The following is a 13,343-nucleotide window of genomic DNA, read 5'->3' as shown; positions in this document are numbered from 1 at the left end:
AGCACTCCCCCACTCCCCTACTCCCCCACTCAGCACTTCTACTCCCCTTCCACCTGGGCGCGGTACTCATCCGCTGTCAAGGCATCCTCAACTTCACCAGGGTCATTGACGCGCACTTTCAAGAACCACCCCTCGGCGTAGGGATCATCTGCCACTTGTTCGGGAGATTCAATCAAGGTTTCATTGCGTTCTATGACTGTGCCAGTTACCGGCGAATTCAGGTTTTCAACGGCTTTCACTGATTCAATTGAGCCAAAGTTTTCTCCCTTAGTCAGAGCGTCGCCAATTTCTGGGAGTTCCAGAAATACGACGTCCCCTAATTGATCTACAGCAAAATCAGTAATGCCAATGGTGGCAATCTCACCATCAATCCGTACATATTCATGAGTATCCAGGTATCTCAAATCCTGAGGATATTCAAAAGACGACATATTACTTCCCCTCTCGTATCAACAAACTTAATGCCCCAACAGTAATTTTGGTCATATTTGGTAATTAACCACACTGTAGATTGAGTAACTCACAACACATTATCCTCAAAAACTTCGATGGTTATCAGTTAGTGACACGATTTTTTGAGCGATAGAAGGGACGTTTAACTACAACAGATGGGTAAGCTTTACCACGGATTTCTACTTCTAGCTGCTGACCGATTGTCGCTAGCTGGGTGGGAACGTAGGCTAAGGCAATTGGATAGCCAAGTGTAGGCGATAGAGTGCCACTGGTAACTTCTCCCACGATTTTACCTGCGGATAAAACTTGGTAGCCATGACGGGCAATGTTGCGTCCTTGAGTTTGCAAACCTATGAGTCGGCGCTGCACTCCAGTAGCTTTTTGCTGTGCCAACACTTCCCTACCAATAAAGTTACCTTTAGTATCTAGGTGAACTAGCCACCCTAAACCTGCTTCTAAGGGGGTGGTGGTATCGTCGATATCTTGACCGTAAAGTGCCATTGCTGCCTCTAGTCGGAGGGTATCTCTCGCACCCAGTCCTGCGGGGATGACACCAACATTATGGAGTTTTCGCCACAATTCGACCCCAACATCCGGATCTACCATCACTTCAAAGCCATCTTCTCCGGTGTAACCTGTGCGGGCTATGAAGGCTGGTTTCCCCAGTACCGTTGCTTGGAGATGTCCAAATGCTTTGACTGTTTGTAAGTCTCCTTGCACCAAGGTTTGGAGATATTTAATCGCGTTTGGCCCCTGCACAGCAATTAAAACTTTATCTGGCGAAATATCTTGGAATTGCACCTCATCTTGGTTGAGATGTTGCAATAGCCATGCTTTGTCTTTATTGGTGGTTGCCGCATTGACGATGATTAATGCTCGCTGTGTACCAGTGGTATCTTCGCCTTGGTAATAGACAATGATATCGTCAATAATTCCCGCTTGGGGATTCAACAATAGGGTGTATTGCGCTTGATTGGGTTGCAATCGACTCAAGTCTGAAGGCACTAAAGGCTGTAGTTGGGAAATGAGATTTTTACCTTGAAGGGTAAATTTGCCCATGTGAGAAATATCGAACATCCCGGCTGTATTTCTTACAGCCTCGTGTTCGCGGCTAATACCACTAAATTGCACAGGCATTTCCCAACCGCCAAAGCTGGTGAGGCGTGCTTTGAGTTCTACACCCAGTTGATATAAAGGGGTTCGCGCCAGGGATTGGATGATTTGTTCTTGATTAGCCACAGGTAATTTTACGATCGCACCTCAACATCTATCATCCTACGAGATGGTTTCTAATTTGACAGACTGATGTTTTTAGGTGACAAACAAATCCTAGAGAACTCAGCACTCTCCAGTGAGGTTTAATAGTTAATGGTACAAGTATTGAGTTTTGTTAAGAAAACATTATGAAATATTGGCGATTACTAGCTAGCTTTATCTTGGCTATGGTTCTTTTTTTGTTTCCCCTATCAGCCCAAGCTGCAAGTTCTTCTAGTATTACCCGTTCTGCTGGTAATGATGAACTTAAGGGGAAGGATTATTCTGGTCAAAATTTAGTTGGCACTGAGTTTACCAATGTCAATCTAGAGAATGCTAACTTTAGCAATGCCGACTTACGCGGTGGTGTGTTTAACGGTAGCGTGTTGGAGGGGGTTAATCTGCATGGTGCAGATTTTAGTAATGGCATAGCTTATCTGGCAAGGTTTAAGGGTACTGATTTAAGTGATACCGTTTTGACAGATGCAATGATGCTACGTTCTACTTTCGATAATGTTGATATCACAGGTGCTGATTTCACAAATGCAATTTTAGATGGACAGCAAGTGAAAAAGCTCTGTGTTAAAGCAAGTGGTGTGAATTCTAAAACTGGTGTGGATACTCGTGAGTCTTTAGGATGTAGGTAGAATTTTACCCCTTCTTCGTCGCTGGTGGAGAAGGGGATAAGCTGTGAACAGCTTGTTTAGAGCAGGGAGTGTCAAACAGCTTGTAGATATCAATACCCCGAAATTATACAAAGACCTAGTTTCACCTACACCATCTCAAACTCTAGCTGATGACTCTTAAAAAAATTGTGGGTAAAATGATCCACCTTGTTTGTATCAGCTAGTTCTAAATTATAAAAATCTACAGCGTCATGCTCAAAATATGGCCCAGCGTGCCAAGTCCCCTCATGTAACTTAATAAAACAATTCCCTGGAATGCGGAAAGCTGCAAGCTCCTCTAGCGCTGGTTGATTCACATCATTATTAGGAGGACAAACTGCAATGAACCAATCTTTTCCTTCTAAAGAACCCAAACATTGAGTACATTGCAGATGGCGAGTGATTTGGTGAAATTTTCGCCCTCTGCCCTGCAAACGCATAATATAAAATCGTGGAATGCCATTTTGTAGATTTAAATTGGCATCTTCCGCATCGTAAGCCTTTCCATCTTGACTAGCAGAAATCACCTGTCCATAACGCCGAAAGTTTTCCGGCGTTACCCATTCTGCTTGCAATTGTTGTACTGTTTGTGGTGTACTCATATCAAATCTTATTTGAGGCTACTGAGGTTCATTTTCTCCTAGAAGAACTTAATTTTATACTCTACATTTTCCTTAAACAGCTAGATAACTACGCACTTGATCCTTTTGACGCCTTAGAAGACTTAGAGCCTTTTGCTCTATCTGGCGCACCCGTTCTCGACTAATACCCATGCGATCGCCAATTTGTGCTAAAGAAAGTTCATATCCATCAGCAAGGCCAAAGCGCAAGGTTAATATTTCTCTCTGCTGAGGAGTCAGCTTTGCCAATAAGTCTTGTAAGTCTTGGTGGAGGGATTCTTCGACAGCGTAGTCTTCCGGAGAAAGTCCGTCATCTTCTAGGATGTCTTGCAATTCTGTATCTTGTTGTTCTCCAACTCGCGCCTCTAGGGAAAAGGGTTGACGGGTGAGATACCAACATTCTCGAATTTGGCTGGGTGTCAGAGATAATGAGTTAGCAATTTCAGTGGTGGTAGGAACGCGCCCCAGTTGTTGAGATAATTCGCGCTGTACACGCTTAATTTTGTTGAGTTTCTCAAAAATGTGAATGGGTAAGCGAATTGTACGTCCTTGTTGGGCGATCGCTCGTGTAATTCCTTGACGAATCCACCAATAAGCGTAGGTAGAAAACTTATACCCAAGCGTGGGATCAAATTTATCCACGCCTCGTTCTAAGCCCAAAGTACCCTCTTGGATTAAATCCATAAACTCTAGGCTTCGTTGCTGGTATTTCTTAGCAACTGCTACTACTAACCGGAGATTCGCCTGAATCATTCTCTGCTTAGCCTGGTGTCCTTGACTTAGCTGTTGCTCTAATACCTCGACACTTAAGTTTGTATGAGCAGCCCATTCTTGCAATGTCGGTTGGTGCTTTAATTTCACAGCCAATTCTTCTTGAGCAGCTAGTAAAGTCATCATCTGCTGCACCTGTTGAGCAAAAACAATCTCTTGTTCACGAGTCAACAAATTTACTCGCCCAATTTGTTGCAGATAAGCACGTACAATATCATCTGTAGCTCGACGAGGTTTTTTATCTATAGTTAGATTTTTTTTCTGCACTTTGTCAACTTCGGTATGTGCAGATGTTAAGTTACTCATGGTTATTTCCTCCTCTTTAGCCTCATTAATTTTTTATTGTCAAGTATGGATATCCAGACTTATAGCATTTTTATACTACTTACCAATAAATTAGTAAGGTTGATCAGCTCTATTGTATAACACTTTCTGAGTTAATTTTTGAAGGTTGTCAACCCATCACAGAATATTAAGCCTATTAATAACGAGAAATCAATTAGCAAAAATATCATCAGCATATATTTTGTATAAGATACTCTTACTAATGGTTGATTTTTAGAGATATTAAAACATAAATATTGTCTGCTCGCTTCCTCAAGGCGTCTGAGGGTAAAGAAGTCAAGACTTTCCTAGTCTATTACATAATTACAGGGAACAAATCCCTAATACTAAATGTCATAGCTATTATTTTGATAATCTCCTAATATCAAATAAGCGTTAGTTATGGACAATCACTAACCTATCTTCAAGCTGGTTTGGCTTCAATATAATAGTTTTTATCTAAAAATCAATCATTAATATCAACGCATCTATTGTTGGCTTATAACTTATCATTAGGTAATCTAATCACACCGTTTAATAAAAGCATTATTTACTCTATCAAGATAAAAGTATGGTTACTTTGCCAAACCAGAACTTGTGCATCCGTCATCGGCGATCGCCATTAGCTATATTAATCACATATAGGACTTACGCAAGTGTCATATTTTTAACGCCAGAGGTTGTCCAGAGTCAAAGGTCAAAAGTCCAAAAAACCTTGACCCTTGACTCTTATACCAGAAGCCTTGTGTACCAGTTGCGTAAGTCCTATAGGAGTATGTCACCTCTAATCAAGTGCTTTTACCTGACAAAATATCGTACATTTCACTGAAAAAAAGTAATAAATATCACATTTTTTTTAGACTTAGGCTATATAAACCATGTTCGATTTAAATCAACCATACTTTGACAAATCAGTAACAGAGAGGTTACTCTTATAAATAACGAGCGTTCGATATATATAAATTAACCTATTCATGCCTAAGATTGTTGACCATGAGTTATACCGTAAAAAACTACTCGGCAAGTGCTTTAACTTATTTGCCCAAAAAAGCTATGGTTCCATCACTATGCGCCAAATTGCTCAGGGGTTAGGAGTTTCTACTGGTACCTTATACCACTACTTCCCCAACAAAAAGACTTTATTTAAGCAATTTGTGGAAGAGATCAATCAGCAAGAGATGCTAATGGCAATGGCTGAGTTGGAGGGAATGCAGACACTTCAAGAAAAACTAGAAGCAGTGGGAAGATATCTTTCTAAAAATGAAGATTACTTTATTAAATTAACTTATATATTGGTTGATTTTCGTCAGCATCAAGACTCTAAGGAACCGTGGGGTAGTGGAGTATTTAAGCGGGTTGATGATCAATCTCGGCAAGCGCTCAAGGATGTTTTGGGTATCCAAGATCCGGCGCTTGCTTCCTTTATATTGGGTCTAATTGATGGCTTAATTCTCGAACGGTTATGGGGTAATGAAAATATTAATTTTTGTGAACAATTTGCCTTGTTGGGTAAAATGCTGATGGCATATTTGACTAATCAAGAAACTAACTGTAAATCATATTCAAGGAACGAGCAATTACTATAGTAATCCGATTTGATTCGTGAACTGACTTGTAGAGACAGGGAATGGGAAATGGGAAAAAAGGGAGTTAGAGGTGTACGCCGTTCTTTCAAAAATCAAATAGGAATCCTATAGGTAATACGAATGATACTCATACACAATCTGAGAATATTATGGAGAGAAACAGATGAATAGTAAACTGTTATTCAAAGTTCCCAATAAAGGATTAATTGCATTAGTAATTGCCGCGACTGTTCTTACAGGTGGAATTGTTATCTATGGTATTTCTCAGTTTGGAAAAGTTAGTCAAACTGCCTCATCTGAGTCTATACAAACCACGCCTACTAGACTGAAAGTATCAGCATTAGGAAGAATAGAACCAGAAGCAGAAGTAATTAGCTTATTTGCACCTATAGCTTTAGATGGCGATCGCATTGCCCAAATCCTAGTTAAGGAGGGCGATCGCCCTCAAGCCGGACAGATTTTAGCAATTTTAGACGCACGCGATCGCTTGCAAACTGCGGTACTACAGGCTGAAAAACAAGTCAAAGTTGCTCAAGCTAAACTCGCTCAAGTGAAAGCCGGCGCCAAAACTGGCGAAATTCAGGCACAGCAAGCAAGTGTTGAACGCTTACAAGCCCAGTCCCAAGGAGACAAATCAGCTCAACAAGAAGCGATCGCCCGGATAGAGGCGCAATGGCAAGGAGACAGAATAGCTCAAGAAGCAACAATTAAGAAGCTTTCCGCAGAATTAAATAATGCCCAAGCCGAATATCAACGTTATCAGCAACTATATACTCAAGGCGCAATTTCAAGTTCTTTATTTGACGGTAAAGGCTTGAGCGTGGAAACTGCTAAACAGCAACTGGGCGAAGCCAAAGCAGTACTCAACCGCATTAACACCACTGCAAGCAGAGAACTTGCTGAAGCGAAAGCCGCGCTCAACCGCACCAACGCCACTGGGAACAAGCAAGTTAGTGAAGCCAAAGCTACGCTTACCAGTATTGCAGAAGTCCGGACTGTGGATGTAGCAGCGGCACAATCAGAAGTTGAGAATGCGATCGCCTCACTCAAACACGCTCAAACCGAGTTGGCGGGAGCTTACATCAAAGCACCGATGGCGGGACAGATAATCAAAATTCATACAAGAGCCGGAGAAAAAATTAGTACTGCTGGAATTGCAGACTTAGCGCAAACAGACCAAATGGTTGCAGTAGCAGAAGTTTATCAAACCGACATTGGTAAAGTGAAACTAGGACAACAGGCAACGATTACCAGTCAAGTATTTGTCGGCGAACTGCGAGGAACCGTTGCTCAAATTGGCTTGCAGGTAAATCGCCAAAATGTTTTCAGCAACCAGCCTGGGGAAAACCTTGATAGCCGAGTGATTGAGGTGAAAATTCGCCTGAATCCCGAAGACAGTAAGCGAGTTGCTGGTTTTACCAATTTACAGGTGCAGACAGCGATTGAATTGTAGAGTTGTTGTTCCAAAGGTTAGATACACCATAATGTGAACTCGTATATTCCAGCATCTCTTAAGCTAATGAGCATTTAAGTTGCATTGCTCCCAGGGCTGAAGCCCTTGCTACAAACGAATTGGTCTGGAAAAATAAATGACGATTAGCTTATAAGGTGAATTCGATCATGGTTCAAATCATATACTTTCTGCTTTGTATACTTGGCTTTGCTCTACCTTATTCTCAGTTCATTCCTTTTACCTTAGAGCATGGTTTTGATATAAAACTGTTTTTTGAACAACTATTTGCTAACAAAATTTCTGGTTTTTTTGGTATGGATGTTATTGTTTCGTCCCTTGTATTGTGGGTATTCGTATTTTGGGAAGGAACACGCCTTAAAATGCAACATCTCTGGATTTATGTTGCTTGTAATCTCTTGGTCGGTGTTTCTTTAGGTCTTCCCTTATTTCTATTAATGCGACAGCGCCAGCTTGAACAGGCTGACAAAATAATTACTAATTCATAATTATATGTTTTCTAAACTGTTTCGCAAAACGCCGCTAGCATGGCGGCAATTAATGAAAGAAAAAACGCGTCTGGTGGTTGCAGTCGCAGGTATTACCTTTGCCGATATGCTGATGTTTATTCAGTTGGGGTTTGAAAGTGCGCTTTTTGATGGAGCCGTCCAACCCCATCGCAATTTAGAAGCAGATTTGGTTTTGATTAATCCCCAATTTCAAACTTTGTTTTCGGTAAAAAGCTTTTCTAGAGAGCGACTGTACCAAACATTGGGTTACGAAGGTATTGAGTCGGTGAATTCGGTTTATATTAACACCGGACAATGGCGAAATCCCGAAACGCGTCTTGATCGTGCCATCTTAGTATGGGGTATTGATCCGGCCAAATCTGCGTTTAAATTTCCTGAAATCCAACACAATCAGGATCATCTCAAGCAGTTATATCAAGTTTTGTTTGACCAGGCAGGTCGTCCAGAGTATGGGGCGGTTGGAGATATATTTAAAAAAACAGGCAACTTTGAGACGGAACTGAATAGCAAAGCTGTGAGCGTTAAAGGCGTGTTTAGTAATGGTGCTTCCTTTGCCGCCGATGGTAATGTCATCACCAGTGACTCTACTTTTTTACAACTGTTTCCAAACCGTAAACCTGATCAAATAGAAGTTGGGTTGATTCACCTCAAACCAGGTAGTGATCTCGAAAAAGTGCGATCGCAACTTGTCGCCGGGCTACCCAATGATGTCAAAGTCTTAACTCCAGAAGGGTTTGCCGAAATCGAAAAAAATTACTGGGCCACCGGGACTGGTATTGGTTTTATTTTTGGTTTGGGTGTAGGTGTCGGGTTCATTGTCGGCATCGTCATTGTCTACCAGATACTTTACTCTGATGTTTCGGAACACCTGCCAGAATACGCCACCCTCAAAGCAATGGGTTATAGCGATCGCTACCTTTTAGGAGTCCTATTCCAAGAAGCATTGGTCTTAGCCGTGTTAGGTTATATGCCTGCATTTTTGCTTTCTGTAGGGCTGTATCAGATCACCTATGCTGCTACACTGCTTCCCCTAACCATGAAGCTGGAACGAGCTATATCTGTCTTCGTTTTAACCATTATCATGTGTACTTTTTCTGGAGCGATCGCCATGCGAAAGCTACGAGCTGCTGATCCCGCCGATGTTTTTTAGTGTCAAGAGTGAGGGAGTGGAGGATAACCACTATCTCTTGATTTTTGACTCTTGACTCCTAAGCCACAATTTAAAACCTTGATAAAAATCTTATGTTCCAAGAATCTGTACAAGTAACTTCTAACTCAACACTCTCGGTTTTAGAACCTGTAATTTCTGTTAGTAACCTCAACCACTATTTTGGTGGAGGTGCGCTTCGCAAACAAGTATTATTTGATATTAATTTGGAGATTAACGCTGGAGAAATTGTCATTATGACTGGCCCCTCAGGGTCGGGAAAAACCACCCTGTTGACGCTGATGGGTGGGCTGCGTTCTGCTCAAGAAGGTAGCCTGAAAATTTTAGGACAGGAAATTTGTGGTGCAAAAAAACAGCAGTTGACCAAACTTCGCCGCCAGATTGGCTATATTTTTCAGGCGCATAACCTAATGACTTTTTTGTCAGCTAAAGAAAATGTGCGAATGTCTATAGAATTGCATGACGAATTTCTGAATGAGGATATTGACACCAAAGCGATCGCCATCTTGGAAGCTGTCGGTTTGGCAGATCATGTAAATTACTACCCAGAAAATCTATCTGGGGGACAGAAACAACGAGTGGCGATCGCACGTGCTTTAGTCAGCCATCCCAAGATTGTACTAGCAGACGAACCCACTGCTGCACTCGACAAAAAATCTGGGCGCGATGTCGTCGAATTGATGCAGAAGCTAGCAAAAGAGCAAGATTGTACGATTTTGCTGGTTACTCATGACAACCGCATCCTCGATATTGCCGATCGCATCATTTATATGGAAGATGGTCAACTGAAGACTGATAGTGTAGATGCTGTGATAACGATCAAATAAACACTAGACATATCCACAAATGAGTATCAAAGCCTTGTAAAACATGGGTCAAAACCTAATTTCCGGATAAGTCTAAAGATGATCGTTCAAACTTTTAATCAAAACTGTATTTAGTTGACACTTAAAGGGTTTGTGGTTGCTTGTGCAACTTTATCTGTTGTAGCAGTAACTGCAAGATGCACAACATGCACTGAACAAGGAGCATGGTGAAGGACGTAGTTACTGACACTACCAAGGAATAGTTCGCTCAGCCCAGAACGACCCCGACGCCCCATGACAATTAGGTCAGTGTCCCAATTCTGGGCTAAATCACAAATCATGCGACCAGGATTACCAATGCTTTGTGTAAATTCCGTAATAACACCAGCGGTATTAGCATGGGCACAGAAAAATTGCAACATGTGGATACCTTCATTTTTTAGTGTGTCCCACTGTTTTTGATATAACTCAAAACTTTGATTATTCAATCCTGGGTAATAATCAAAATTAGACAACATCGGTACGTAAGGACTACCTTCTGCTTCTGGAGACAGGACATGCAGTAACATTAAGTTGGCTTGTGTTAACTTTGCTAAAGTCAATGCTTGCTCAAAAACCTGTTGTCCTATTTCCGAGCGATCCAATGCAACTAGGATCTTTTTAATCATATAGACCTCCGGTTTTATTGGTGATTAGTCTTTAAGGTTTCTAGTTCCTACAGCAATCCTATTTTAGTTTTGAAATTTTTCATAAGAGTATAATCGCGTCTTATGACTCTTATTTCCTCAGCTATGCTTATATAATAACAATTTGAGGAACGTGTGAAGAAACGAAAGAATTCTTTACTGAAACTGAATTTAGATGATTGATATGTGCGATCGCACTTACTCTTGTGTGCCCAAGACGAGTTTTATTTAATACAGCAAAGCTACTGGATGAAATGACTGCTATAATATTTTGATAAATCGGCAAGTCTAAGTCTTTTTTAGCTACTCATAATCCAATACGGTTCAGTTAAGGTCAGTAATTGACATTATTCTCAATATTTAAACCTAAGAATAAGTCTTTCAGCATTAGAAAAATTGGGATTTTTCGTTAACTGAACCGTATTGACTCATAATCTACTTAGTTTAGACTCTGAATGCTAACAGTTACAAGTTGTAATTTCTCCAATAGAAGATAATAGCTATTGTTTTCTATATTTGTTAAATCACAACTATTTACTTGGCAAGGCAAAGCTGTTTTAACGCTTGTGAATTTGCCATAATTTTCACCTAATATCACCGCAAATTATGCCACCTGTACAACCTCTAGAACCTTCAGTACCACCACCTATTAACGGTAATTGGTACTTGCTCAGTGTTCGGTCTAAGAAGCGTGACTTGTTTTTGAAATATCTAAAAATTGCCATTAGCCAAAATAATATACAAGAATTAATTATGGATATAAAGACTCCGCAAGAGTCTGTTTACGAAGACATTGTTTTACTAAATTTAAGTACATTTAAAACAGCATATACTTACCTACAAAAAATTGAGTATTTTCAGAGTATTGAACGAAAACCATTACAGTTAGAACAAGTCAGTCGAATGTTGGGAAGCCTTTGATTAGTTATGCTAAGAGAAAGTGCGTCCAAGTTGGACATTAATTGGAAAATACTGTTATTAGTTCTTTGTAAATACTTTTGACTAATAACTCCTGACAAAGTTAATTGTAGGGTGGGCATTACATACAGTACCCACTTTACTGTAATCTCTCAATTCTCCTCATCTCTTTATACTCCCTTGACGCCTTTAGTTAATGCTACGCTAAGTTTCGCTATATTCGCATTGCAACTTATAAATTGATTGACTTTGAGAAAATTGATTTGGGTAGCATCCCATGCACACCTTTTTGTGGACTATTTACAACTTGAGTGATGCGAAAATTCACAGCTAAACTACACAACACATAAGCATCTTCCGGCGACAAATTTATGAAGCGTTTGAGAAAATCAATCATATTTTTCAACGCTAATTCTAAGGCTTCATCTAAGGTCTGACCAAACCCCATTGTGATAATATCGGTTGGAGTTTCTGCAATTGGTGTTGTCAGTTGTATATCCTTGCGAAGCGTGAGTGTTATTCTTCCGTTCATAGAAGTTTCAATAGCGGTGACATTTACTTCACCATCTCCCTGTGCTGAATGACCATCACCAATTGAAAACAACGCACCTGGGACGAAAACAGGCAAAAATAATCTCGAACCTGCTTGCAGTTCGCGATTATCGATATTACCACCATAAGAACCAGGTGGAACAGAAGTTCTGGAGGTTTCTGGGGTGGCGACACCAAGAATGCCAAAAAACGGTTTTAGGGGAATTTTTATGCCAGCACCCTCAGGAAATTCAGCGATGTTGTTTGCTAAATCGAGAGGAATGAATCTCAAGGCTGGTTGAGCAAACTGGTGTGGTAAGGCTCCCCAACCTCTACGAATCGCGTTAAAACCCACTGGTAAACGAGGTGCGATCGCTTCTAATTTTACTTCCAAAACATCCCCTGGTTCTGCATCCTGCACGTAAATTGGCCCTGTGAGTAAGTGCGGCCCTCCAGCAATTTTGCGTTCTGATGCAAGATTTTGGCAGATGTCGAGAAATTCCGGTGTGAGAAACTCTGGTGGTGCTTTGTCATAAATGTAGTAACCAGTGTAAGTTTCTACTTCAACTGTGTCGCCAGAATCAACAGTGAGTACTGGTTCTAGCAAATGGGAGAAACCACCTAAATGCACAGTTTCTCTGGTGGCTTTTAAAATGTGTTCAGTCATTACTCTCGACGTTATTCGCCAACAATCTAGCCAAAATCAATAAGTTGTTTAGCGGTGTCCGCAGTTCATGGGACAGTTGATCGGACATATTGGCGAGAAACTCAGAACTTTTGGGCAATATCATCCCACGCACCTGCTGTCTTCGCTGACGTACTTAGCTGATTATAGCTAGCCGCCCTCTGCTTTGGATAAATAGACATCTCAAGCCCATTATTGAGGATAAATACTTACTTCACAATGTTGATAACAAACGCCTAATCAACGCATTGTATTTTTGCTCACATTATTTTGTAATATTTACTTCATACTTTTGGTAGACGTGCAGATGAAACAACAACCGTTAACTTCTTGAAGGGTGTTAAGCTGAGCTTGTGAGGATTCTCCAGACACTTTAACGATTAGCCCTCGTATTTATAAAAAAATCTGGGAATCCTCTCGGGCTTCTTATGATTATTCGGTGTTTCTCTTAGCAACATTTCCGAATGGCACTAAGTTAAGATACAGCCCTTACCCTAAAACATTATTTTTCCATTGCAGAATTCGAGTACCACGTCGTGTTAATAATTGCTACATTAAATCTCGGAATGCTTGCACAAATGCACTCAATGGAATATTCCGCTGAAATTGGTCATATTTTCCTTTGACGAAATAACCGCGTTGTCACACAAACAATTGGTTTACGAACTTCATTGACAAGTACAGTTTTACCAATTCCCGAAAACCCAGCTACCAGAATCATTTCACTTGCACAAATACTAACTATAGGGTTCTTATTTGATTTTTACGAAGCTAGGTACACCTTTATTACTTCTTCCCTATTCCCCATTGCCCCTTATCCCCAGAGGGGGCCCCGAGTTCCCCATTCCCTGCATCTACGAGTGATTCACCAATCAAATCTGATTACTATAGTTCAA

At 40.8% G+C, this 13,343-nt stretch carries 13 protein-coding genes and 1 pseudogene; 7 read left to right on the top strand and 7 right to left on the bottom strand.

Annotated elements, in window-relative coordinates:
• Positions 1-38: 38 nt before the first annotated feature.
• Both gcvH and gcvT read right to left on the bottom strand, forming a co-directional pair.
• A complete protein-coding gene (gene gcvH, locus IQ246_RS08640; protein ID WP_194002019.1) occupies positions 39-431 on the bottom strand; it encodes a glycine cleavage system protein GcvH in 393 nt (130 codons plus the stop codon).
• A gap of 124 nt (positions 432-555) precedes the next feature.
• Complete coding sequence (gcvT, locus tag IQ246_RS08635) at positions 556-1,692, bottom strand: glycine cleavage system aminomethyltransferase GcvT (RefSeq protein ID WP_194002017.1); 1,137 nt, start codon at positions 1,690-1,692, stop codon at positions 556-558.
• Between the two features lie 164 nt (positions 1,693-1,856).
• Here gcvT and IQ246_RS08630 point away from each other — a divergent pair, with 164 nt between their 5' ends.
• The gene (locus tag IQ246_RS08630) at positions 1,857-2,354 is read left to right on the top strand and encodes a pentapeptide repeat-containing protein (protein WP_194002015.1); all 498 of its coding nucleotides are present in this window, start codon (positions 1,857-1,859) and stop codon (positions 2,352-2,354) included.
• 125 nt (positions 2,355-2,479) lie between these two features.
• On the opposite strand, the gene IQ246_RS08625 is transcribed toward IQ246_RS08630, so the two are convergent.
• On the bottom strand, positions 2,480-2,974 hold the full coding sequence (locus IQ246_RS08625; protein WP_194002013.1) for an ureidoglycolate lyase: 495 nt from the start codon (positions 2,972-2,974) through the stop codon (positions 2,480-2,482).
• Between the two features lie 72 nt (positions 2,975-3,046).
• Entirely contained in the window at positions 3,047-4,069 is a 1,023-nt protein-coding gene (locus IQ246_RS08620) for an RpoD/SigA family RNA polymerase sigma factor (RefSeq protein ID WP_194002011.1), read from the bottom strand.
• Between the two features lie 992 nt (positions 4,070-5,061).
• Here IQ246_RS08620 and IQ246_RS08615 point away from each other — a divergent pair.
• The 5 genes from IQ246_RS08615 (at position 5,062) to IQ246_RS08595 (ending at position 9,648) form a co-directional block, all read left to right on the top strand.
• Positions 5,062-5,673 (top strand): TetR/AcrR family transcriptional regulator, encoded by a 612-nt coding sequence (locus IQ246_RS08615; protein ID WP_194002008.1) that lies wholly within the window; start codon positions 5,062-5,064, stop codon positions 5,671-5,673.
• A gap of 163 nt (positions 5,674-5,836) precedes the next feature.
• Positions 5,837-7,126: an ABC exporter membrane fusion protein gene (locus IQ246_RS08610; RefSeq protein WP_194002006.1), complete on the top strand. Its 1,290-nt coding sequence runs from the start codon at positions 5,837-5,839 to the stop codon at positions 7,124-7,126.
• Between the two features lie 167 nt (positions 7,127-7,293).
• Positions 7,294-7,632 (top strand): DUF2834 domain-containing protein, encoded by a 339-nt coding sequence (locus tag IQ246_RS08605; RefSeq protein ID WP_194002004.1) that lies wholly within the window; start codon positions 7,294-7,296, stop codon positions 7,630-7,632.
• A 4-nt stretch (positions 7,633-7,636) separates the two neighbouring features.
• Positions 7,637-8,803, top strand: coding sequence for an ABC transporter permease DevC (gene devC, locus IQ246_RS08600; RefSeq protein ID WP_194002002.1), 1,167 nt, complete (start codon positions 7,637-7,639; stop codon positions 8,801-8,803).
• Between the two features lie 92 nt (positions 8,804-8,895).
• Positions 8,896-9,648 carry a DevA family ABC transporter ATP-binding protein gene (locus IQ246_RS08595; protein ID WP_194002000.1) on the top strand — a complete coding sequence of 251 codons (753 nt, stop codon included), beginning with the start codon at positions 8,896-8,898 and terminating at the stop codon, positions 9,646-9,648.
• Between the two features lie 110 nt (positions 9,649-9,758).
• Here IQ246_RS08595 and IQ246_RS08590 read toward each other — a convergent pair whose 3' ends face one another.
• Complete coding sequence (locus IQ246_RS08590; protein ID WP_194001998.1) at positions 9,759-10,295, bottom strand: universal stress protein; 537 nt, start codon at positions 10,293-10,295, stop codon at positions 9,759-9,761.
• A gap of 624 nt (positions 10,296-10,919) precedes the next feature.
• Here IQ246_RS08590 and IQ246_RS08585 point away from each other — a divergent pair.
• Positions 10,920-11,234, top strand: coding sequence for a chromosome segregation ATPase (locus IQ246_RS08585; RefSeq protein WP_194001996.1), 315 nt, complete (start codon positions 10,920-10,922; stop codon positions 11,232-11,234).
• 229 nt (positions 11,235-11,463) lie between these two features.
• Here the strand turns inward: IQ246_RS08585 and IQ246_RS08580 are convergent, their stop codons facing one another.
• On the bottom strand, positions 11,464-12,429 hold the full coding sequence (locus tag IQ246_RS08580) for an acetamidase/formamidase family protein (protein WP_194001994.1): 966 nt from the start codon (positions 12,427-12,429) through the stop codon (positions 11,464-11,466).
• 570 nt (positions 12,430-12,999) lie between these two features.
• Positions 13,000-13,189, bottom strand: a pseudogene (locus IQ246_RS31235) (AAA family ATPase); the annotation flags it as partial.
• Positions 13,190-13,343 lie beyond the last annotated feature (154 nt).

This window comes from aff. Roholtiella sp. LEGE 12411 (genome assembly GCF_015206995.1).
Classification (GTDB): Bacteria; Cyanobacteriota; Cyanobacteriia; order Cyanobacteriales; family Nostocaceae; genus Komarekiella.
The sequence above is the reverse complement of the archived record's forward strand: the minus strand, read 5'-3'. Positions and strand labels throughout refer to the sequence as shown.